The organism is Micromonospora sp. NPDC048986, from assembly GCF_040649335.1.
GTDB classification, from domain to species: Bacteria; Actinomycetota; Actinomycetes; order Mycobacteriales; family Micromonosporaceae; genus Micromonospora; species Micromonospora alfalfae.
Window position 1 is genome coordinate 161,657 of record NZ_JBEZFJ010000010.1, and the last position, 21,025, is coordinate 182,681.

The 21,025-nt window shown below is 71.8% G+C and carries 20 protein-coding genes; 8 read left to right on the forward strand and 12 right to left on the reverse strand.

Annotated features, from left to right (window positions below; translation table 11 throughout):
* Window positions 1-245: 245 nt before the first annotated feature.
* Entirely contained in the window at window positions 246-440 is a 195-nt protein-coding gene (locus AB0B94_RS21405; protein ID WP_238670709.1) for a CsbD family protein, read from the reverse strand.
* A 157-nt stretch (window positions 441-597) separates the two neighbouring features.
* Between AB0B94_RS21405 and AB0B94_RS21410 the strand changes: the two genes are divergently transcribed.
* On the forward strand, window positions 598-1,209 hold the full coding sequence (locus AB0B94_RS21410; RefSeq protein WP_091398285.1) for a histidine phosphatase family protein: 612 nt from the start codon (window positions 598-600) through the stop codon (window positions 1,207-1,209).
* On the opposite strand, the gene AB0B94_RS21415 is transcribed toward AB0B94_RS21410, so the two are convergent.
* The 3 genes from AB0B94_RS21415 to AB0B94_RS21425 form a co-directional block, all read right to left on the reverse strand.
* Window positions 1,139-1,645 (reverse strand): Lrp/AsnC family transcriptional regulator, encoded by a 507-nt coding sequence (locus AB0B94_RS21415; protein WP_091398289.1) that lies wholly within the window; start codon window positions 1,643-1,645, stop codon window positions 1,139-1,141. The genes AB0B94_RS21410 and AB0B94_RS21415 overlap by 71 nt on opposite strands.
* 107 nt (window positions 1,646-1,752) lie before the next feature.
* Entirely contained in the window at window positions 1,753-2,895 is a 1,143-nt protein-coding gene (locus tag AB0B94_RS21420; RefSeq protein WP_357282661.1) for an acyl-CoA dehydrogenase family protein, read from the reverse strand.
* A complete protein-coding gene (locus AB0B94_RS21425; protein ID WP_357282663.1) occupies window positions 2,892-4,007 on the reverse strand; it encodes a Xaa-Pro peptidase family protein in 1,116 nt (371 codons plus the stop codon). The genes AB0B94_RS21420 and AB0B94_RS21425 overlap by 4 nt, the downstream gene beginning before the upstream one ends.
* A 202-nt stretch (window positions 4,008-4,209) precedes the next feature.
* Here AB0B94_RS21425 and AB0B94_RS21430 point away from each other — a divergent pair, with 202 nt between their 5' ends.
* Window positions 4,210-5,577 (forward strand): glycosyl hydrolase family 18 protein, encoded by a 1,368-nt coding sequence (locus AB0B94_RS21430; RefSeq protein WP_357282666.1) that lies wholly within the window; start codon window positions 4,210-4,212, stop codon window positions 5,575-5,577.
* Window positions 5,578-5,639: 62 nt separating this feature from the next.
* On the opposite strand, the gene AB0B94_RS21435 is transcribed toward AB0B94_RS21430, so the two are convergent.
* The gene (locus AB0B94_RS21435) at window positions 5,640-6,527 is read right to left on the reverse strand and encodes a winged helix-turn-helix transcriptional regulator (RefSeq protein ID WP_357282669.1); all 888 of its coding nucleotides are present in this window, start codon (window positions 6,525-6,527) and stop codon (window positions 5,640-5,642) included.
* A 324-nt stretch (window positions 6,528-6,851) separates the two neighbouring features.
* Between AB0B94_RS21435 and AB0B94_RS21440 the strand changes: the two genes are divergently transcribed.
* The 3 genes from AB0B94_RS21440 to AB0B94_RS21450 all read left to right on the forward strand — a co-directional run bounded on the left by AB0B94_RS21440 (window position 6,852) and on the right by AB0B94_RS21450 (window position 9,407).
* Window positions 6,852-7,055: a hypothetical protein gene (locus AB0B94_RS21440; RefSeq protein WP_357282671.1), complete on the forward strand. Its 204-nt coding sequence runs from the start codon at window positions 6,852-6,854 to the stop codon at window positions 7,053-7,055.
* A 60-nt stretch (window positions 7,056-7,115) separates the two neighbouring features.
* A complete protein-coding gene (locus AB0B94_RS21445; RefSeq protein ID WP_357282673.1) occupies window positions 7,116-8,072 on the forward strand; it encodes a 5'-3' exonuclease in 957 nt (318 codons plus the stop codon).
* Window positions 8,073-8,198: 126 nt separating this feature from the next.
* Window positions 8,199-9,407, forward strand: a complete 1,209-nt coding sequence (locus tag AB0B94_RS21450) for a low temperature requirement protein A (protein WP_357282676.1) — start codon at window positions 8,199-8,201, stop codon at window positions 9,405-9,407.
* A gap of 13 nt (window positions 9,408-9,420) precedes the next feature.
* Here AB0B94_RS21450 and AB0B94_RS21455 read toward each other — a convergent pair whose 3' ends face one another.
* Together AB0B94_RS21455 and AB0B94_RS21460 are read right to left on the reverse strand one after the other, a co-directional pair.
* Window positions 9,421-9,552 (reverse strand): hypothetical protein, encoded by a 132-nt coding sequence (locus tag AB0B94_RS21455; RefSeq protein ID WP_357282678.1) that lies wholly within the window; start codon window positions 9,550-9,552, stop codon window positions 9,421-9,423.
* A gap of 165 nt (window positions 9,553-9,717) precedes the next feature.
* Window positions 9,718-10,545, reverse strand: a complete 828-nt coding sequence (locus tag AB0B94_RS21460) for a hypothetical protein (RefSeq protein ID WP_238670699.1) — start codon at window positions 10,543-10,545, stop codon at window positions 9,718-9,720.
* 252 nt (window positions 10,546-10,797) lie between these two features.
* Here AB0B94_RS21460 and AB0B94_RS21465 point away from each other — a divergent pair, with 252 nt between their 5' ends.
* The 3 genes from AB0B94_RS21465 (at window position 10,798) to AB0B94_RS21475 (ending at window position 12,342) form a co-directional block, all read left to right on the forward strand.
* Window positions 10,798-11,004, forward strand: coding sequence for a hypothetical protein (locus tag AB0B94_RS21465; protein WP_007460667.1), 207 nt, complete (start codon window positions 10,798-10,800; stop codon window positions 11,002-11,004).
* A 113-nt stretch (window positions 11,005-11,117) separates the two neighbouring features.
* Window positions 11,118-11,291: a hypothetical protein gene (locus AB0B94_RS21470; RefSeq protein WP_357282681.1), complete on the forward strand. Its 174-nt coding sequence runs from the start codon at window positions 11,118-11,120 to the stop codon at window positions 11,289-11,291.
* Between the two features lie 91 nt (window positions 11,292-11,382).
* Complete coding sequence (locus AB0B94_RS21475; RefSeq protein ID WP_357282683.1) at window positions 11,383-12,342, forward strand: TIGR03557 family F420-dependent LLM class oxidoreductase; 960 nt, start codon at window positions 11,383-11,385, stop codon at window positions 12,340-12,342.
* Window positions 12,343-12,540: 198 nt separating this feature from the next.
* Here AB0B94_RS21475 and AB0B94_RS21480 read toward each other — a convergent pair whose 3' ends face one another.
* From AB0B94_RS21480 to AB0B94_RS21500, 5 genes are all read right to left on the reverse strand, one after another.
* Window positions 12,541-14,043 carry a hypothetical protein gene (locus AB0B94_RS21480; protein WP_357282686.1) on the reverse strand — a complete coding sequence of 501 codons (1,503 nt, stop codon included), beginning with the start codon at window positions 14,041-14,043 and terminating at the stop codon, window positions 12,541-12,543.
* Between the two features lie 174 nt (window positions 14,044-14,217).
* Window positions 14,218-16,314, reverse strand: a complete 2,097-nt coding sequence (locus AB0B94_RS21485; RefSeq protein WP_357282688.1) for an amino acid transporter — start codon at window positions 16,312-16,314, stop codon at window positions 14,218-14,220.
* An 87-nt stretch (window positions 16,315-16,401) separates the two neighbouring features.
* Complete coding sequence (locus AB0B94_RS21490) at window positions 16,402-16,803, reverse strand: hypothetical protein (protein ID WP_357282691.1); 402 nt, start codon at window positions 16,801-16,803, stop codon at window positions 16,402-16,404.
* A 375-nt stretch (window positions 16,804-17,178) separates the two neighbouring features.
* Window positions 17,179-17,949: a DUF5995 family protein gene (locus AB0B94_RS21495; RefSeq protein ID WP_357282693.1), complete on the reverse strand. Its 771-nt coding sequence runs from the start codon at window positions 17,947-17,949 to the stop codon at window positions 17,179-17,181.
* 145 nt (window positions 17,950-18,094) lie between these two features.
* Entirely contained in the window at window positions 18,095-20,992 is a 2,898-nt protein-coding gene (locus AB0B94_RS21500) for an AAA family ATPase (RefSeq protein ID WP_357282695.1), read from the reverse strand.
* Window positions 20,993-21,025: the final 33 nt, after the last annotated feature.

A 21,025-nucleotide genomic window follows, 5' to 3' on the forward strand; every position in this document is an offset into this window, starting at 1 on the left:
GCCACACCACAGGGGGCGAAGCCGGGGTCGGATCACGCCGCAGATCATGGCAGACGCGAAAGAGCCTCACTGCCCTGCGCGCTCAACCCACTTCGTCGATCTTGCACTTTCCGTTGTCGACATCGGTTGCACACCCCTCATGTCGGCCCAGTAAGTGCAAGATCGCGGCGTGGAGGGCGGGGGCAGGTGCCGCACGACGGGTCCCCGGGCGGCAGTGCCGCCCGGGGACCCGCAAGCCGCTCCGATCACTTCGTGAAGGAGTCCTTCACGTTGCGACCGGCGTCCTTGACGTTCTGACCGGCCTGCTTGGCGCGCGCGTCGCTCTGCTGGCTGGCGCCCTCGCCACGCATCCGCTCGTTGTCGGTCATGTCGCCAACGCGCTCTCTCGCGGCGCCGGCCAGCTGCTCAGCCTTGTTCTTTGCCTTCTCGGTGAAGCTCATCGCGCCTCCTCGGTCTGGCGGTTGTCCCGGCTCGCTTGCCCGGTCTGCGGGTGCCGAAACCGGCAGTGCCGGTCGGCACACCCGCTAAAGCATCCTAGGAAGATGGGTAGTGGGAGGGTCGCCTGTCGGCCACGCCGCACGATGGTTAACTGACCGCATGGGAGAGCTCCTGCTGATCCGGCACGGCGAGACCACCTGGAGCGCCAGCCTGCGGCACACCTCGTACACCGACCTGGAGCTGACCCCCGACGGCGAGCGACAGGCCCGCACCCTGGCCGCGTTCCTGGCCGGCCGGCGCTTCGTCACCGTGCTGTCCAGTCCCCGATCCCGGGCGCTGCGCACCGCGCAGCTGGCCGGGCTCACCGTCGACGCCGTCGACGAGGACCTCAGCGAGTGGAACTACGGCGAGTACGAGGGCCGCACCACGGTCGACATCCACGCCGACGATCCGCACTGGAACATCTGGACCGACGGCTGCCCCGGCGGGGAGTCCCCCGCGCAGGTGGGCGAACGGCTCGACCGGGTGCTGGCCCGCGTCACCCCGCTGCTCGACCGTGGCACCGTCGCGCTGGTCGGGCACGCACACAGCCTGCGGGTGCTCGGTGCCCGCTGGATCGGCCTGCCCCCGTCCGCCGGCGGGCGGCTACGCCTGGAGACCGCCACGGTCAGCGCGCTCGGTCACGAACACGGCCGGCAGGTCATCCTGCGGTGGAACCAGCCGGCTCCTCCGGCGCCCGGGACCGCGACCGACTCGGTGCCGCAGAGCTGATCTTCGGCGGCCGGTTCTCGTACGGCGTGGACAACACCACCGTCGTGCGGGTCGTGACGTTCGCCGAGGTGCGAATCTCCTGGAGCACCCGCTCCAGGTCGGTGGGGCTGGCCACCCGCACCAGCAGCAGATAGAAGTCCTCCCCCGCCACCGAATAGCAGGAGTCGATCTCCGGCAGGTGGGCCAACCGCTCCGGGGCGTCGTCCGGCTGCGACGGATCGAACGGCCGGATCGCCACGAAAGCGGTCAGCGGCAGGTCCAGCGCCTCGAACGACACCCGGGCGGCGTACCCCTTGATCACCCCGCGCTGCTCCAACCGACGGACCCGCTGGTGCACGGCGGACACCGACAGCCCCACCCGCTCGGCCAGGTCGGTGTACGACAGACGGCCGTCGGCGGTCAGCGCGGCGACGATAGCGCGGTCGATCTCCTCCACGGCGTGCAACCTACCGGGAAAACCGTCGCACGGCGACGAGGTACCCGAGTGGCGGACCGCGGTGGACCGTGACGCACCCACCGCAGCCCCACCACCACGTACCGTCGTCAGCCCTTGGTCAGCGCCCGGGAGATCACCATCCGCTGGATCTGGTTGGTGCCCTCCACGATCTGCAACACCTTCGCCTCACGCATGTACCGCTCCACCGGGTGGTCGGCCACGTAACCCGCGCCGCCGAGCACCTGCACCGCGTCGGTGGTCACCCGCATCGCCATGTCGGTGGCGAACAGCTTCGCCTTGGCCGCCTCGATCGAGTACGGGCGGCCGGCGTCGCGCAGCCGGGCCGCCGCCAGGGTCAGCGCGCGGGCGGCGGAGATCTGGGTGGCCGCGTCGGCGAGCATGAACCCCAGCCCCTGGAAGTCGATGATGGAACGCCCGAACTGCTGGCGCTCCCGGGCGTAGGAGACGGCGTAGTCCAGGGCGGCCTGGGCCAGCCCGACCGCGCACGCCGCGATGCCCAACCGGCCGGAGTCCAGCGCGGACATCGCGATGGTGAAGCCCATCCCCTCGCCGCCGATCAACCGGTCGGCCGGCACCCGCGCCTCGTCGAAGGCGATCTGCGCCACCGGGGAGGCGCGCAGCCCCATCGTCCGCTCGGCCGCCTGTGGGGTGATGCCGGCCGTGCCCGCGTCGGCGAGCAGGCAGGAGATCCCCTTCGGGCCGGGTCCGCCGGTGCGGCAGAAGACGTTGTAGAAGTCGGCCGTGCGGGCGTGGGTGATCCACGCCTTGGTGCCGGAGACCAGGTACGCGTCGCCGTCGCGATCCGCCCGGGTGGTCAGCGCCGCCGCGTCCGAGCCCCCCTGCGGCTCGGAGAGGCAGTATGCGCCCAGCAACTCGCCACCGAGCATGTCCGGCAGGAGCTTGCGCTGCTCGTCGCTGCCGAACGCCGCCACCGGGTAGCAGGACAGGGTGTGCACGCTGACCGCCTCGGCGACAGCGAGCCACCGGCTGGCCAGGATCTCCAGCACCTGCAGGTACACCTCGTACGGCTGCGCCGCGCCGCCGTACTCCTCGGGGTAGGGCAGGCCGAGCAGGCCGGCGCGGCCCAGCGTGCGCAGCACCTCGCGGGGGAACTCGGCGCGTTCCTCGAAGGCCGCGGCCTTCGGCGCGAGCTCGCCGTCGGCGAGCTCGGTGGCGAGACCCAGCAGGTCGTGGGCCTCGTCGGTGGGGAGGATCCGGTCGACAGTCATAGCGCGATGAGCTCCGTGGGGGTGGTGTTGAGCCGTTGCACGCCGTCGGTTGTGCAGACGACGATGTCCTCGATGCGGGCGCCGTGCCGGCCCGCCAGGTAGATGCCCGGTTCGATGGAGAACGCCATGCCGGCCTCAAGGGGTCGGTCGTTGCCGGCCACCAGGTACGGCTCCTCGTGCCCGTCCAGACCGATGCCGTGGCCGGTGCGGTGCAGGAACGCGGGACCGTAGCCCGCGGCGGCGATCGGCGCTCGGGCCGCGGCGTCGGCCGCCGCGGCGGTGATCCCGGGCCGCACCGCCTCGACGGCGGCGCGTTGCGCGTCGCGCAGCACCGCGTAGTAGTCCAGGAAGTCGGCCGGCGCCGACCCGCCCGCCAGGTAGGTGCGGGTGCAGTCCGAGCGGTAGCCCGACGCCATCGTGCCGCCGATGTCGACCACCACCGGCTCGCCGACGCCGATCGGCCGGTCGGAGGTGCCGTGGTGCGGGCTGGCTGCGTTGGGCCCGGCCGCCACGATGACGAAGTCGACAGTGACGTGCCCGGCGGCGCGGGTCGCCGCGGCGATATCGGTGCCGACCTCGGCTTCGGTGCGACCGGGGCGCAGCCACTCGCCCATCCGCAGGTGTACCTCGTCGATCGCCGCGCCGGCCTCGGTGAGCGCCGCGACCTCCGCCGGGGACTTGCGGATCCGCAACTCGCGCAGCACCTCCCCGGCGAGGCGTTGGGCGGCGTCGGGCAGCGCCGCGCGCAGGCCGAGGACCTGCTCGGCCCACATCCGGTCGGCGAGCCCGACCGCCGCGACCGGGCCGTCGAGGGCGGCGACGACCAGGGGGTACGGGTCGCTGCCGTCGACGTGGTCGACGATGCGTACCCCGGTGGCCGGCGCCGGGGACGCCTCGGCGGCCGGGCGTTCGAGCCGGGGCACGACGAGGGTCGGCTCACCCTCGGCGGGCAGCACCAGGCAGGTCAGCCGTTCCCCCGCGTGGGCGTCGTACCCGGTCAGATATCGCAGGTCGGAGCCGGGGGTGAGCAGCAGGGCGTCCAGCCCGGCGGCGGCTGTCGCGCGCTGCGCGGCGATCAACCGATCCGGCGGATACAGCTCGTCGATTCCCACCCCGTCAGCTTAACGGTCGTTTGGGCAAACCCCATATCGACACCGATCGTCGGAAAATCCATCGACGTTGATTGACGCGGACAGTTAACACTCTTTAAGATTTGGCTGCCTCGAGGCCCACCCGTCCCTGCGTCCCCCGCACCCCCGCCCGCGACAACCCTGCGCGGGCGGGTGTCGTCCCCCGCCCACGGGAAGGCCCCCGATGTCCTCACCACTGCGCCGCGCCCTCGCCGCCGGCCTGCTCGCGCTGGCCACGGCCGGCGCCACCCTCACCGTCATTCCCACCGCCGCGCAGGCCGTGGTGCTGCCCAACAACTTCAAGAGCGTCGGCTACATGCCCTCCTGGGCCGGCAACATCAACACCATCCAGTACAACAAGCTGACCCACATCAACTACGCCTTCGTCCTGCCCAACAGCAACGGCACCCTGCAAGGGGTGGACGGGGCCCGGCTCTCCTCGCTGGTCTCGCAGGGGCACGCCAACAACGTCAAGGTCTCCATCGCCGTCGGCGGCTGGAACGACGGCAACGACTCGGCCTTCGAGACGCTCGCCGCCAACGCCACCAGTCGCACGAACTTCGTCAACAACCTGATCAATTTCGTCAACCAGTACAACCTCGACGGTGTCGACATGGACTGGGAGTACCCCGACGCGGGCGCCTCGGCCAACAACTACACGGCGCTCATGACGCAGCTCAGCAGCGCCCTGCACAGTCGCGGCAAGCTGCTCACCGCCGCCGTGGTCAGCGAGGGCTACTCCGTCGACGGCGTGCAGCCGGCAGTGTTCAACCAGGTCGACTGGCTCAACATCATGGCCTACGACGGCGGCAGCCCGCACGCCAACTACGACTGGTCGATCAACAGCATCAACCTGTGGAAGGCCCGCGGCCTGCCGGCCAGCAAGGCCGTCCTCGGCATCCCGTTCTACAGCCGCCCCGTCTACTACAACTACTCGTACCTGGTCGGACTCGACCCGGCGAACGCCAACCGGGACTGCGCGACCATCGGCGGCAGCCAGCAGTGCTGGAACGGCATTCCGACCGTCAAGCGCAAGACGCAGTGGGCGCTGGCCAACGCCGGCGGCGTGATGAACTGGGAACTGTCGCAGGACACCAGCGGCTCGACCTCACTGCTCAGCGCCATGTACGACACCATCATGGGCGGCACCACCCCGCCGCCGACCGGCCGCACCGGCCGGATCACCGGGATCGCCGGCAAGTGCGTCGACGTGGCCTCGGCGAGCACCGCCAACGGCGCCGCCATCCAGCTCTGGAGCTGCAACGGCACCAACGCGCAGACCTGGACCGTGGCCAGCGACAGCACGCTGCGCGCCCTCGGCAAGTGCGCCGACATCACCAGCGGCTCCACCGCCAACGGCGCGAAGGTCCAACTCTGGGACTGCAACGGCAGCGGCGCGCAGGTCTGGCAGGCACAGTCCAACGGCACGCTGCGCAACCCGCAGTCGAACAAGTGCCTCGACGCCAGCGACAACAGCTCCGCCGACGGCACCCGGTTGCAGATCTGGGACTGCTTCGCCGGCGCCAACCAGCGCTGGACGCTCCCGGCCTGACGCCGCGCCCGCAGGGTCCCCGGCCCAGCTGGCAGGTAGGGCCCCCGGTCGACGCGAAGGCGTCAGCCGGGGGCTCCCGCGTGCTCACCGACCGCCGTGAGCATCTCCTGCACCGAGCCCGCCGGGTCGGTCACCGGGAACTGCACGGCCCGCACCACCGCCGCCGGGTCGACCAGCAGGGTCAGCCGCTTGAACCGGGTCATCCCACCCGCGCGGAACACCGGCAGCAGCAGCCCCGCCCCCAGCCGACCGTCCTCGTCCGACAGCAGCGGGAACGGCAGTTCGGCGTACGCGGCGAAATCGCCGAGCTGGTCGGGTCGCTGGGTGCTGACGCCGTAGACCCGGACACCTGCTGCCACGAAGTCCGGATGACGCTTGGCGTACGTGGTCGACTCCAGGGTGCACCCCCGAGCGCCGGGAATCTCCGCCCAGCCGGGCGGATAGCCCTGCGTCCCCGGCGCGTACGCCCCGGGGAACAGGTAGAGGACCGTCCACGCGCCCGTAGCGGCCACCGCCACGGGTTGCCCGTCGGCGGCGGGCAGGACGACCTCGGGCAACCGTCGGCCGACCAGGTCGTGCGCGCGGCGCGCCTCGGCCGAGCCGGCGTCGGCCGTCGCGGTCACGTCACCGTCGCCCATCAGATGCCTCGTTCCCCAGTCCTGCAGCGCGATCAGCACCGGCAACAGCCCCTCGCCCCTCGTGGTGAGCAGATAGTCGTACCGGGGTGGGTGTCGCGAGTACGGTCTGCGCTCCAGCACACCGTGCTCGACCAGGGCGCTGAGGCGCTCGGTCAGCGCCCGACGGCTGACGCCCAGCTCGCGTTGGAGGGCGTCGAAGCGGGTCGTCCCGCCGGCGACGTCACGCACGATGAGGAACGTCCACCAGTCCCCCAGCACGCCGAGCGCCTGCGCGATGCCGCAGTCCGCATCGGCAAGATCCTCTCGCCGCACCGGCTACCTCCGTTGGTTCCGTCCGACTATAGTCGGTTCCAGATTGGAATGCACTGGCCCGGCGAACGGGGGACGACGACCTGCACGTCGACGTACGGGCCGGGGTGTTGCGGCGTTGGTGGCCGCCGGCACGACCGGCATGGGTCGGGTCGGCGGTCGGCGCGGTGACGCTGACCGCGCTCCACGCGGTCCGCTCCACGCGGCACCAGCCCGCACGGTCGTTTTCCGGCAAGGCGCGTCCCCGCGGCCCTAGCCTGGGATCGGGGCGCCCGCGCGGGTGACCTGACCGGGAGGACCGACGTGGCAGGCAACGAGCCGAATCGGGTGGCAACACGCCGTCGCCGCCAACTGTGGGCCGGGGTGCTCGCCCTGGTCGGCCTGGTCCTGCTGGTCATCGGCGTCACCGTCGCCGACGGCATCGCGGCCTGGGTCGAGGTGGTCGTGGCGATCCTGCTGCTGGTGACCAGCTACATCGTGCAGCACCTGGCCCGGCGGGAGAGCGTCTACCGGCCCGACGAGCGACGCTGACAGCACCGGCGCGGCCGGGCGTACGCCAGATCGTCGGACGGTTGTGCCAGGCTGTCCGGCGTGGCACACCGACCCCCGATCCTGTTGATCGACGCAGCCAGCCTCTACTTCCGGGCCTACTTCGGCATTCCGGAGTCCGCCGCCAAGGCCGAGGACGGCACCCCGGTCAACGCGGTGCGCGGCTTCCTCGACATGCTCGCCACCCTGATCCGGGTGCGGGGCGCCGACCGGATGATCTGCGCACTGGACTACGACTGGCGCCCGGCCTGGCGGGTCGACCTGCTGCCGTCGTACAAGGCGCACCGGGTCGCCCCACAGGGCGGCGAGATCGTTCCGGACACCCTCTCCCCGCAGGTGCCGATGATCCTGGAGGTGCTGACCGCGGTGGGCATCACCGCCGTCGGCGCTACCGGCTACGAGGCGGACGACGTGCTCGGCACCCTCTCGGTGACCCAGCCCGGCCCGGTCGAGGTGGTCTCCGGCGACCGCGACCTGTTCCAACTCGTCGACGACGCCCGACCGGTCCGACTGCTCTACGTCGGGCGCGGCGTCGCCAAGCTCGACGACTGCGACGACGCCGCCGTGCGGGCCCGCTACGGCGTGCCCGCCGACCGGTACGCCGACTTCGCCGCGCTGCGGGGCGACCCGAGTGACGGTTTGCCCGGGGTGGCCGGCGTCGGCGACAAGACCGCCGCCCGGCTGATCGAGCGGTACGGCAGCATCGCCGGCATCCTGGCCGCGCTCGACGACTCCGACTCGTCCTTCGCGCCGGGCCTGCGCGCCAAGCTGGTCGCGGCCCGCGACTACCTGGGCGTCGCGCCGACTGTGGTCCGGGTCGCTCTGGACGTGCCCCTGCCGGAGCTGCCCACCGCGCTGCCGAGCGCGCCGGCCGACCCGGACCGGCTGCTCGAGCTGGCCCAACGATGGAACCTGGCCGGCTCGGCCCGCCGCCTGGTCGACGCCCTCGCCGCCCCCCGTGCCGGCGAGAAGCCGTCGACATCTCCGCAAGCGGGGTAACCACCCGACACAACCCGGTTGGGGGACGAGCGGGCGAACACGGGCTCCCGCGCTCCCCCGCTCGTTACCGTCCGTACAGGTGGACCGGACAGGTCCGTCGAGTCGAGCGGTTCGCAGGAGTGACCCGTGCACCTCGCCGCGCCGGAGCCCGGATCGCCACGAGCCAGCCGCCCCCCGGTACGCGACCCGGAGGCCCCGCGCCGGGTCACCCTCCTCGAACTCTTCTTCGACCTGGTGTACGTGGTCGCGCTGGCGCTCATCTCACGGGGAATGGTCGACCAGCTCGACTGGCACCGAGCCGCCGAGGCACTGATCATGCTGGCCGCCGTCTGGTGGACCTGGACGATCACCACGCTGGTCACCGACCTGTACAACCCGGAACGCACCGAGATCAAGCTGCTGATCAGTGCCGTGATGTTCGGCGCGCTGCTGATGACCACGGCGATTCCGGAGGCGTTCAACAACCGGGGGATCGTCTTCGCCGGCACCTACGTGGCGATCCACCTCGGGCGTGGCCTGTTCCTGATGCCGGCGGTACGCCGCGAACCGCAGACCCAGCGCCGGGCGGCCCGCATCTTCCTCTGGTTCGTGGTCTCGGCGATCCCGTGGCTGATCGGCGCGTTCGTCAGCGGCGACGCCCGGATCGCCTGCTGGGCCGTCGCGCTCGCCATCGACTACGTCGGCTTCCGGCTCGCGTACCCGGTGCCGGGGCTCGGGGTGGTGCCCGAGAAGCAGCGCAACGTCACGGCGGAGCATCTCTCCGAGCGCTACCAGCAGTTCTTCATCATCGCGCTCGGCGACGCCATCCTGACGATCGGCACCATGTTCAGCATGGAGCACAACGAGACCGAGAACATCGGGGCGTTCGCGGTGGCGTTCCTGACCACCCTGCTGCTCTGGCGGATCTACGTGCACAAGTCCGGCGAGCTGCTGCCGACCGCCATCAAGGCAGCCCAGTCACCCAGCAAGTTCCTGTTCAGCGCCCCGTACACCCATCTTTTGATGATCGCCGGCGTGGTCACCACCGCGTCCGGCTTCCACCTGGTGCTGCACGAGCCGACCGGGCGGACCCCGCCGGCCTGGCTGGCGGTGATCCTCGGCGGACCGGCGCTCTTCCTGGCCGGCCGGGCCTCCTTCGAGTACGAGGTGTTCAGCCGGGTGTCGTGGTCCCGACCCGGTGGGGTGCTGGCGCTGCTGACCATCGCCCCCGGCGTGCTGTACCTGCCGCCGCTCTTCGCCTCCGTCGGCGGGCTGCTGGTGCTGGCCGGCGTGGCCTACGCGGACTTCCGGCGTAGCCACGGCAAGGCACCGGAGGCCCCGTCACCACCGCACTGAACCAACCCGCCATTCACCGCGGACCCGAGCCGGCCAACAACCGGCCCGCGTCGGGCACGTACGGCTCGACACCCAGACCGGTGAGCAGTTGATGCACTGTCGCCGTCGCCGCGGTGAGCACCGAACGGCCGAGACGGGCCGCCACCTGCGGCCAACTCGTCGGCGGTCACCTGACGCAGCCGTACCCGGCTGGCGTGGGTGGTGAAGCGGACCGTCGGATCGACGACCTCGCGTCGGCGCAGCATCGCCGGGATCTCGGCTTCCATTGTGGTGTTGGAACTGGGCACCACCAGGCCGATGCGGTAGCCGCTCACACCAGTGCCCCGGCGTACTCCCGGACCTGCAACCGGTCCCGAGCACCTCCGGCCAGGCGCACCTGTAGACCGAGTGGCGCGGCTGCGCGGCGAACGTCGTCCAGGTGCAGCGATCCGTGCCGGTCCACCGTGAGCACCGGCGGTTCTTCGAGGTCGCCCTCCGGCGCGTGGAACGAGAGCAGGGTGACCGAGGTGGTGAGATAGCCCGGGTACGCGGCGCGGGCCGCGGCCTCGTCCCGGTGGACCAGCACCACCAGATCGTCGAGGTGGGCGAAGTCGGCCGCGAGAGCGCCCGCCTTCCAGTGCGCCGGCTCCTCCGCCGCGCCGGTGAGGTGCCGGGAGCGGTTCGCCGAGGTGATGTAGAGGTGATCCGTTCCGGTCTCGGCGAGCGCCCGCTCGAAGAAGGCGTTGGACGGGCAGGTCAGCCCCGGTGCGATCACCTGGGTGGTCCGCATCCCCTGGTCGATCTGGGTGAGGTGCTCGGGGAGCCGATCCGCCGCCGGCCCGCGGAAGCCGAACGGCCCGGCCCCGTAGAGGGCGTCCATCAGCGCCCGCACCCGACCGACCGGCAACCGCGGTGAGATCCGCGTCCAGTCGAACATCCCGGGGATCCGGCCGATCGCTGTGGTGATGCTGCCGACCTGGTGGACCGGTCGACCCTTGGCCAGGTTGACCCGGCGTACGGCGGCCGCGTCGGGGCGCGTCACGATGACGTAGAAGTTGGCGAACGCCGCCGCGACGATCGCGCCGCCAGCAAGCGCGCGGGCCGCGACCGCGACGTCCTCGGGGCGGTCGATGTACAGGGGCGGTGTCGGGGCGTCCATGAGTCCTCCTCGGCGGGGCCGTGAGGCAGTTCTACGTCCACTCACCCGGATGACGGCGAGGTCGGTCGCCGATCCGATAGCCGACAGGCGCTACCCGGTGCGGGCGGCGGATGCCCGGGCGGTACGCAACGGCGGACGGCATCGGCCGGATGGGGGATCCGGCGGGGGCCCTAGCACGCAACCGTTAGCCGCGCGACGCGATTGGGTACAACGGCTGCACCTCAGATCCACCACATACCTCAGGAGGCAGCGATGCGCGGCACCTCGATTCTCGGAGTCATCGTCGTGATCTGGTTGGTGATCGGCGCCATCGCCGGTGGCCAGCGCGGTTACTACAGCGGCGACGACACCAACTGCGCCGAGGCCGGCACGATCCTGGTCACCATCGTGGCCGGGCCGTTGAACTACATCGGCGCCAACCCGAAGGTCGACTGCAAGCTGCCCGAGCCTTCCAAGTAGACGACAGACGTGGACCGGCCCGTGCCCCGCAGGGAGGCACGGGCCGTTGCCGTTCGGCGAGGTCACGCAGGAGCACTGTCGCGGCCCTGCACGACGTGGCTCTCCTCAGCGCCATGTACGGGATGCCCGCCCGGGCCGCGCACGCCTTCGCCCTGATCCGTCGGGAGGACATCGGCCCGGCGGCACTCGCCGCACTGCTCGCCGACCGGCTCGTCGCGATGTCCGGTGGTCGGAGGTGGCTCTTCGTGCTCGGTGTGGCCCACCGCACACCGTCTAGGGCATCCTAGGAGGCTGGTTTGCGATTCCACGGCGTTTGTCAGCGCCGGAGCCGGGAACCGCCGATGCTTCCAGTCAGCGAACGGGATCGGGAGTGTGGGCATGCAGATCGGCTACAAGCTGGCCTCGGAGGGGTACGGGCCGCAGGAGATCATCCGGCAGGCCGTCCTGGCCGAGCGGGCCGGCTTCGACTTCGTCGAGATGAGCGACCACTTCCACCCGTGGCTGGACGCTCAGGGGCACTCGTCCTTCACCTGGAGCGTGCTCGGCGCCATCGCGGCCAAGACCAGCACCCTGCGCCTGGCCACCGGGGTCACCTGCCCGACCGTCCGCTACCACCCGGCGATCATCGCGCAGGCCGCGGCCACCATGGCGCTGATCTCCGACGGCCGGTTCACCCTGGGGGTGGGCGCCGGGGAGCGGCTCAACGAGCACGTGGTCGGGCAGGGCTTCCCCAGCGTGCGGGGGCGACACGAGCGACTGCGCGAGGCGCTGGAGATCATCCGGCTGCTCTGGCAGGGCGGCTACCAGTCGTACGAGGGCCGGCACCTGCAACTGGAGGACGCCCGGATCTTCGACCTGCCGGACACCCTGCCCGTGATCGCGGTGGCGGCCAGCGGTGAGGCGTCGGCGCGGCTCGCCGCCGAACTGGGCGACGGCCTGTTCGCCACCGAACCGGACGCGTCGATCATCGAGCACTACCGCCGCGCCAAGGGTGCGGGCCCCCGCTACGCCGAGGTGCCCCTGGCCTGGGCCACCGGCGAACAACAGGCGGTGCAGGCCGTGTTGCAGACGAGCCGATGGATGGTCACCGGTTGGAAGGTGATGAGCGAACTGCCGAACCCGGTCAACTTCGACGCGGCCAGCGCGTACGTCGAGGAGAAGCACATCCGGCAGCTCTTCGCCATCGGCCCGGACCCGGAACCGCACGTCGCCAAGGTCCGGTCGTACGTCGAGGCCGGCTTCGACCACATCGTCCTGCAGAACGCCGGCCCCGACCCGGACGGCTTCCTCGACTTCTTCGCCGGCGACCTCGCCGACCGTCTGCGGGCGGTGGGTTGACGCCGCGCTGGGGAGCACGTCGGCGGCGGCGCCAAGCTGCGCCCGACATCTGTTCGCGGCAGCGTCGCTGGCCGCAGGGATCGGCGGTCGGCGAGAGGCCGTGGGCGGCACGTGACGACGCACCGCCCGTCCGGACGATCGTCCGGACGGGCGGTGCACTCAGGATGAACGCGCTCGGGATGGTGCGCGGGTCGACGCTCAGCGGAAGCAGTGCGCGATCGGCACCTGGCTGCCCTCGCAGTTGGTCGGCTCGTTCTCGACCACCACGCTCTCATCGTCGATCTTGATCTGGGCGTGCATGCCGAAGATGCCGCCGGGCTTCACAGTCGACGCGTTGTGGGTGACCTTGCTGGTGTAGATGGCCACCGAGCCCGCGTTGGCGTAGATGCCGCCGCCCTGGGACGCGGCGCCGACAGCCTCGTTACGGGTTACGTCGCTGCCGCGGACCAGCAGGTTCGCCTTCTCGGCGTAGACGCCGGCTCCGAGGCCGTGGGTGGTGTTGCCGTCGATCACGCTGTCGTCGATCGGCGTCAGGCCCTTCACTGTCGAGACGCCGCCGCCGTTGAGTGTGGACGTGTTGCCACGGATGGTCATCATGCGCATCACCAGCACCGCGTCGGAGTTGGCGGCACCGCCACCGACCTGCGCGGTGTTGTTCAGCAACTCGGTGTCGGAGACCTTCGTCCGGGCCGAGAAGCTGGCCAGCCCGCCACCCTGGGCGGCGCTGTTCCGGGTGAAGGAAACGCTCTCCACGTCGGCGGCACCGCGGTAGTTGCCCAACCCGCCGCCGTAGGCGTTGGCGCTGTTGCCGTGGAACTCCGAGCGCTTCAGCGTCAGCACACCGCCGTTGAGCAGGCCCCCGCCCTTGCCCGCGGCGCCGGAGGCGCTGTTGCCGACGAACGTGGAGTCGGTGACGACCATGTTGCCGTCGTTGAAGATGCCGCCGCCACCCCCCTCGGGCGACAGCGAGGTGCTCTGCGTGACGGTGACCCGTTCCACCACGGCGGTGGCGCCGTGCACCACGTGCACGCTGCCGCCCTCGATGGCCGAGCGGCCGTTGTGCAGTTCCACGTCGCGCAGTGTCAGCTCGCCGCCGTCGCGGACGGTGAAGAAGCGGAACGAGGCGGCCTGGGCGGCCCGGGCGATGGTGGCGCCCGCGCCGTCGATAGTGATCGGCTGGTAGATCACCGGCAGGCCAGCGGTGTCGTCGGCCGGGTTGTGCGGGGGCGCCTCGGCGTCGCCGGGTGTCTCCGCGGCGTCGGCGGCCTCCCGGGCGTCACGGATCCCACCGTCGTACTGGTCGGTCTCGTGGAACGCCTCGGTGAGGGTGTACCGGCATTTGGGAGCGAGGCGGAGCTCGCCGCCGCCCGCGGCGTTGGCGGTGACCAGCGCCGCCACCAGCTTCGCGGCGTCGCACGGCACCGACACGACACCGCGCTTGCCGGTGCCCGGGGTGGTCGGGCGGGCCCGCTCCGCGTCGTCCGGGCCGGGCTGCGGACCCTGCCGGTCGCCGTCGCGGCGGTCGTCATCGGCTGCCGGGGTCAGCCGGGCCAGACCGGGGAGGGTGAGGGCACGGTCGGCGGCGGCGGCCGCTCCGGCCGCTCCCACGACCAGGCTCCCCGCCAGCAAGCCGCTGGCTAAGAACCATCGGGACCGCCGTCTGGGTCGGGTCGCGCGGTCTCCCTCTCGGTACGTGGACATCAACGGTGCCTACCTTCCTGCGTACGTGACGTGACCGCGCGCCGATTCGGGCGCGGGGGGCTCGACGTGTTCGCCGGCTACTAAACGTCACGATAGGTCCGCAATACGGACAGGAAGGCGTGAACGTGAATAGTCCCCTCTTTCATCTTCAAAACCATCAAACCAGCATCGATGTCACCCGCCGACGTGGATGCCGGGCCGACGCAACGGGTCCCGTTCGGTCCGGCGGATGATCTCCCGCACCACCGGCGGGGTGTCCCCCCGACCCAGGATGAGGTAGCGCGCCAGGTGCGCGATCGGGCTGCCCTCGGACCACTCGAAGTGCGCGTGCGGCCGAACCCCGGTGGCGTCGCGCAGGGCCAGCAGGATCGCGGCGATGGCGTTCGGCGCGGCCGGGCTGTTGGCCCGCAGCACCCGGAAGCCGCCCACCTCGATCCCGTGCACGCGCAGCACCTGACTGAACTCCGACGGATCGACCACATCGATCTCCAGGAACAGCACGTCCGCGGCCCCGGGCACCGGATTCATCCCGCGCTGCGCCCGCTCCTTGATCGTGTACTCCTTCACCGACCCCTTCTGCCGCTTGTTCGCGATCAGGTGCAGCTGCCCGTCGTGCGCCAGCGACTCGGTGATGAACCGACGGGCCGCCTCGTCGAACTCGATCCGCTCGGCGCGAAGCTCGGTGGTCCGGGTGACCCGGGAGACCAACGAGACCACGATGATGCCGAGGATGAACAGCGCGGAGATCGTGATGCCGTCCGGCTGTTCGATGACGTTCTCCAGCAGCGCGTACAACAGCACCAGGGTCAGCACCGTGAAGCCGATCGCGGAGCCGCGCCGGTGATGACGGGCCGCGGAGATCGTCACCGCCACCGCCCCGGAGACCATCATGGCCAGGATCCCGGTGGCGTACGCCCCGGCCTGGGCGTTGACGTCGGCGCGGAAGGCGATCGTGATGGCGACGCTGACGACGGTGTAGACGATCACCACTGGGCGCACCGCCCGCGCCCACTCCGGCGCCATGCCGTACGACGGCAGGTAGCGCGGCACGATGTTGATCAACCCGGCCATCGCCGAGGCGCCGGCGAACCAGAGGATGAGCACGCTGCTCACGTCGTAGACGCTGCCGAACACCTCCCCCAGGTAGGTGTGCGCCAGGAACGCCAGCGCCCGCCCGTTCGCGCCGCCACCCGGCCGGAACTCCTCCGCCGGAATGAGCGCCGTGGTCACGAAGGTCGTCGAGATCAGGTACACAGACATGATCAACGCGGCGGTGGTGAGCAGCCGACGGGTGTTGCGGATCCGGGCGGCGAGCCGGGCCTGCTTGTCCGGGCCGTCGGCCGCCACCAGCGGCATCATGCTGACCCCGGTCTCGAAACCGGACAACCCCAGCACCAGCAGCGGAAACGCCAACACGGCGGTGAGCAGCACGTGCCCCGGTCCGCCACCGGTCGAGGTCACCGCGGCCGTCCAGTTCGAAACGATGCCCGGGTCCGCGACGATCCGGGCCACCGCGACCACGACGATCACCGCGTTGAGCACCAGGAAGACCGCCACCAGCGGGATGGCCACCACCACCGCCTCGCGGAACCCGAGCAGGAACACCCCGCCGAGGATGAGCAGCAGCACCACAGTCACCACGACCGGTACCAGGGAGCCGTGCAGGACGTCCGGCAGGTACGGGTTCTCCAGCAGGTGCACTGTGGCGTCGGCCGAGGAGAGGGTGATCGTGATGATCCAGGAGGTGGCCACGAAGCCGAGCAGCACGAGGACGAAGATCTTGCCCCGCCAGAACGGCAACAACCGCTCCAACATCGCCACCGAACCCTGACCGTGCGGGCTCTCGTGGGCCACCCGCCGGTACATCGGCAGCATGCCGAACAGGGTGAGCACGACGATCAACAGGGTCGCCAGCGGGGAGAGCGCCCCGGCCGCCACCGCGGCGATGCCCGGCAGGTACGACAGCGTGGAGAAGTAGTCCACGCCGGTCAGGCACATCACCTGCCACCAGGCGTGCCGACGGTTCTGTCCCTCGGTCGCCTCCGGGCCGGGCGGCTGCACCTGGTGCTGAAAGAGCCACCGGCGCAGCGGGCTGGCCGGCGGCGCCGAGCGGGCCGGGGTGGGCACGCGTTCGGGCACCACGACGCCCTGCCGGCCGCCCCGGTGTGGGCGGGCCGGATCGCGGGCCGCCCGCAGCGCCGGGTCCGGGCCGCTCGGTGCGTGGCGGCGCCCGTTCCAGCGCCGTGGTTTCGCCGGGTGCTCGTCAGCCATCGCCAGTCCCACCCTCACAGGTCCTGATCTGACGGTAGGCGGTGCGCCGACACCCGGTCGGCGGAACCGGGCACCTGTTCGGCCTGCTCAGGACAGGTCCGCGACGGCGAGCAGGCGGGCCAGCGCGGGTGGGTCGGCGACCGTCACAGTGGCCGCCGGGTGCCGGGGTCGCCCTCCCGGCAGCAGCGCCGGCACCGGCACGCCGAAGCGCAGGCAGATCCCGCCGGCAGTGCTGCTGCCGAAGGTCGCACCGCCGTCGGCCAGCGACAGGTGCGGGCCGATCGCCCGCCACCAGCGGTACGGCCCGCTCAGCTCGACGGCGGTGACGTTGCCCCGGTCGGTCCGCAGCCGCCACGGCCCGTACCGGATCATCAGGTCCCGTTCGGTCACGGCGACCCAGGCCGTCGCCGGGCGGACCCCGAGCAGCGCCAGCACCGGACGGAACACCGGGTCGAAGCGGAACCGAAATCGGGCCGCGACGCCGGTCATCGGGCGCCGGGCCGAGCGGTGGGGCGCGACACCGGGCCGCCCGGCCGCAGGGGGCCGGGCCGCGCGGGCCGAGGGCGGGCGGCGGGCCGACGCCGGGCCAGGACGGTCATGGCGCGGGCGTACCCGATCCGAGCCCGCCGACACCCCCCGATCCGCACGGCGTCGACGTGACCTCGTTCCGGCGCTCCCCCACCGCCGGCCGACACCCCCCGGGCCGGCCGACGGTGGCAGACGGTCGACACCCCCCGGGGCCGACCGGCTGTCCCCTGCGTGACCGACCCGGCTTCGGGCGGGTACGCGGGGTGGAACTGGTGGAACGCGCCCCCGCGCTCCGCCGCCCCCCACGGGGCGGAGCGCGGGGGCCCCCCGTCCCGGCTACTGCAGGAACGCCCCGAGGGGCGAGAGCAGCAACCGGCCGAGCGCCGCGGCGTTGTCGTCCAACCGCGTGCGCTCACACTCGCGGGCGTCCGGATCGTGCCGGCACCGCCAGATCTTCTGCGCGTTACGCCAGGCGACATCGCGGGTGTACTCGACCAGTTCCCCCTGGTACCAGTCGTCGATGTCGCCATTGAGCATGTCGATGAGCAGCTGCCACCGCTCCAGGTAGCCCCGGCGCAGCCCGGGGATCTTGTCCGCGAAGATGTTGTTGATCTCGAGGTAGTCGCGGTGCTGGTCGCTGCCGTCGACCGGCTCCGACTCCAGGTGATCGAACGTGGTCACCAGTGCGAACGGCAGGTCGAAGTTGATGTGCGCGTTCACCCCGGCCGCCGCCGACGGCAGCGGGCGGGCATCCGGCCCCCGCATCCGCTCGAAGAGACACGACCACGCCTTCGGGGTGCCGGGGCTGGAGTCGGTCCACAGCCGCATCGCGTCGAAGTACCGGGCGGCGAACTCGACGTCGAGCCGGGAGAGGAAGGCCGGGTCGACGAAGCGGTCGTCGTACAACCCGTCCAGCACACTGCTGGTGATGGTCAGGTAGAGCTTGTTGAAGTCAGCGAGGGGGCAACTGGCCTCCAACGGTGGCAGCCGGACCAGCATGTCCTGGAGCTTGGTCAGATGATCGACCACGGCCGGCACGTCCGCGGGATGATCGGCGAGCAGGTCGACGATGTCCCGGTGCACGGGCCCCCAGACCGGTTCGATCATTTCTCCTCCATTGTGGTCGGCGGCATCCCCCGTGCCGTCGTCGACGCGGCCCAGCCTCTCAGCCGACACCGGGCCACCGGATCAGTAAAACGACGTATCCCGGCGCGCACACGCGCCGGGATACGTACTTCAGTGGTCGGGTCGGTCAGCCCCGTTGGTTGCGCAACTGGATCGCGCTGGCCTGCACACGGGTACGAACCTGGAGCTTGTCGAAGATGTGCGACACGTGCACCCCGATGGTCCGCTCGCTGATGAACAGCCGCTGCCCGATCTCCCTGTTGGTCAACCCCTCGGCGACCAGGGCGAGCACTTCCCGCTCCCGGGCGGTGAGCGCCGCCAACTCGTCGTCGGATGCCTCGACCGGAACGCTGCGTGCACCGGTGGTGCTGTCGCGCTCGTCCAGCGACACCCGGGCCCGCCCGGCCAGCTCGCGGATCTCCGAGGTCAACGGCACGGCGCCCAACCCCTGCGCCACCCGGTACGCCTCCCGCAGGAGCTTGCCGGCGGTGGCCACCCGGCTGCGCCGAGCCAGCAGCGCCTCGGCCTGCCGCAGCCGCGAGTAGGCCGCCGGATAGGGGTGATTGCGTCGATCCCACTCCGCCGCCGACGCGGCCCACAGCTCCGGGTCGCTGTCGTCGAGGCGGCTCACCTCGGCGGCGCACAGCGCCAGGAAGCCCTCCACCACCGAGCGCACCGGCCGGGCGGCACCGGCGCTCTTGCGGGCCACCCGCTCGGCCACGTCCCGTAGCCGGCGCACCGCCGTCGGGTCCACCTCCACAGTGCGGCTGGCGTGCGCCTCAGCCTCGGCGCGCAGACCGTGCCAGACCAGCGCGGAGAGGATCATGACGTCGTCGGAACGGCTCTCGGTGAGGCCGCGCTGCACCGCCTGCCGTGCCACGTCGTGCCGGCCCTCCCACATGGCCAGCCCGGAACGCAGGGTGAGCAGCGGAATGACGTGTCGCGCCCCGCCGCCGGCGAGCAGGGTGGCCACCGCGTCGAGGTCCCGACCGGCGGCCTCGATGTCGCCGTAGCCCACCGACAGCCGGCACCGGGCCAGCAGCAGCTCCACGGCGTCCGCACCGGACGGTCGGTGCCGCAGGGCCGCGGCCACCACCTTCTCCGCCTCGGCCCACTGGCCCACCCGGAACAGCCCGTTGATGGCGATGGCCAGCAGCCGGGTGCCCCAGGTGCGACCAAGCCCCAGCTCGGCCACCCGTTCGGCGCCCCGTCGAGCCACCACCACGCCCTCTTCGAGGACGTTCAGCGGCCCGGTCAGCAGCTCCGCCAGGTGCAGGTACGCGCAGGCCACGTCCTCGGGCTGACCGGCCCGCTCGGCGGTGTCGAGGGCGTCGCGCATGACCGCCAGACCAGCGTCCGGGTCTTCCAGACAGGCGTCGCTGAAACCCAACGCCGAACTGGCCAGCACCACCTCGGTGGCCGAGCCGGCCACGTTCTCGGCCAACGCCAACGCCTCGCGGGCCCGCTCACCGGCGTCGGCGTAGCGACCCAGGTGCAGCAGCAGCTCGGCCAAACGGGCGGCGGCGCTGGCCCGGTCCCGAGGGGAGCAGTCCTCCGCCTTCAGCGCCCGCTGGTATTCCTCCTCGGCCAGCGCGGAGCGACCGGCGGCGGCGAGGTAGCGGGCCCGGCGGATGTGCAGCGCGCAGCTGGGCTCGCCACCGCGCAGCGTGGCCAACTCCTCCAGCAGGGCCAACGCCCGGGCGTGCTCCCCACAGTGGTGGGCCGCCTCGGCGGCGTTCTCCAGCAACTCGACCCGGTCCACGGTCAGCGGGCCCGGCTCGGCGGCCAACTGCAACGCCGCCGACCAGTGCCGGTGCGCCTCGGCGTAACCGTGCAGCCGCTCGGCCTCCTGGGCGGCGGCCACCGCCGCCGGCAGGGCCCGCGCCGGCTCACCGGCCAGCCGCCAGTGGTGCGCCAGCCGGGCCTGGTGCAGCTCACCCGGCGCGGTGGTCAGCGCCTCGGCGTAGCGGCGGTGCAGCCCGGAGCGCTCGGCCGGCAGCAGCTCGTGCGCCAGCACCTCGGCCACGAGGCGATGCCGCAGCCGGTAGCCCTCGTCGGCGCCGACCAGCAGCCGGTGCGCCACAGCGGCCCGGGCCGCGGCGATCAGCTCGTCCTCCGGCATCCGCAGCACCTCGGCCAGCAGCCAGTGCTGCACCGGCTCGACCCCGGCGGCCACCGCGTGCACCACGGCGTGCGCGTGCTGGGGCAGCGCGTCGACCCGGTCGAGGAAGATCTCCCGCAGCGTCTCGGACAGGCCGTCGCGGCCGTCGCGCAGATCCCGGGCCAGCTCCTCGATGACGAACGGGTTGCCACCGCTGCGCTGCCACACCTGCTCGGCCGCGTCGGCGCTCAACGTCCGGCCGACCACCGCGGCGGCGAGCGTCTCGGTGTCGGCCCGGCCCAGCGGCGCCAGGTCGAGCACCCGCACTGTGCGGAGCCGCCGCAGCTCGGTGAGCACCCGGCGCAGCGGGTGCGCGCCCTGCAACGACTCGGCGCGCACCGCCGCCAGCACCGACAACTGAAGATCACCCAGGCCGGCGAGCAGGTAGAGCAGGAGCTGCCGGGTGCTGCGGTCGACCCACTGGAGGTCGTCGAGGATCAGCACCAGCGGGCGACCCTCGGCGATCAGGTGCAGACCACGGGAGACCCGCTCCAGCAACGCGCCGGCGCCGTCCGGGCCGGCGGTCTCGTCGGCGAACATCTGCAACAGCCCTCGCACCGCCGAGGAGGTGCGGGCGGGCGAGGTGGACACCTCGCTGTCGAACCGGCGCAACGCCTGCAACAGCGGGTGCAGCGGGGAGGCGTCGCCGATGTCCAGGCAGCTGCCGGTGAGCACCACGGCGCCCCGATCCCGTAGACGCTCGCCGATCTCGCCCAACAGCCGGGTCTTTCCCACGCCGCTCTCGCCGGTCAGGAAGACCGCCGCGGTCTGCCCGTGCGCGGCGTCACCGAGCAACGCGGACCGAACCGTCTGCACCAGCTCGGCCCGGCCCACGAGCGGTGCGGTGTCCACATCGCTGACCATGCCACGCAGCCTAATCACAGGGCCCCACACCGT

Bases quoted from the DNA above. Each gene is read 5' to 3' on its own strand.
- AB0B94_RS21405 (WP_238670709.1), bottom strand. From the start codon at position 440: ATGAGCTTCACCGAGAAGGCAAAGAACAAGGCTGAGCAGCTGGCCGGC.
- AB0B94_RS21410 (WP_091398285.1), top strand. From the start codon at position 598: ATGGGAGAGCTCCTGCTGATCCGGCACGGCGAGACCACCTGGAGCGCC.
- AB0B94_RS21420 (WP_357282661.1), bottom strand. From the start codon at position 2,895: ATGACTGTCGACCGGATCCTCCCCACCGACGAGGCCCACGACCTGCTG.
- AB0B94_RS21430 (WP_357282666.1), top strand. From the start codon at position 4,210: ATGTCCTCACCACTGCGCCGCGCCCTCGCCGCCGGCCTGCTCGCGCTG.
- AB0B94_RS21460 (WP_238670699.1), bottom strand. From the start codon at position 10,545: ATGGACGCCCCGACACCGCCCCTGTACATCGACCGCCCCGAGGACGTC.
- AB0B94_RS21465 (WP_007460667.1), top strand. From the start codon at position 10,798: ATGCGCGGCACCTCGATTCTCGGAGTCATCGTCGTGATCTGGTTGGTG.
- AB0B94_RS21470 (WP_357282681.1), top strand. From the start codon at position 11,118: ATGTACGGGATGCCCGCCCGGGCCGCGCACGCCTTCGCCCTGATCCGT.
- AB0B94_RS21475 (WP_357282683.1), top strand. From the start codon at position 11,383: ATGCAGATCGGCTACAAGCTGGCCTCGGAGGGGTACGGGCCGCAGGAG.
- AB0B94_RS21480 (WP_357282686.1), bottom strand. From the start codon at position 14,043: ATGTCCACGTACCGAGAGGGAGACCGCGCGACCCGACCCAGACGGCGG.
- AB0B94_RS21485 (WP_357282688.1), bottom strand. From the start codon at position 16,314: ATGGCTGACGAGCACCCGGCGAAACCACGGCGCTGGAACGGGCGCCGC.
- AB0B94_RS21490 (WP_357282691.1), bottom strand. From the start codon at position 16,803: ATGACCGGCGTCGCGGCCCGATTTCGGTTCCGCTTCGACCCGGTGTTC.
- AB0B94_RS21495 (WP_357282693.1), bottom strand. From the start codon at position 17,949: ATGATCGAACCGGTCTGGGGGCCCGTGCACCGGGACATCGTCGACCTG.
- AB0B94_RS21500 (WP_357282695.1), bottom strand. From the start codon at position 20,992: ATGGTCAGCGATGTGGACACCGCACCGCTCGTGGGCCGGGCCGAGCTG.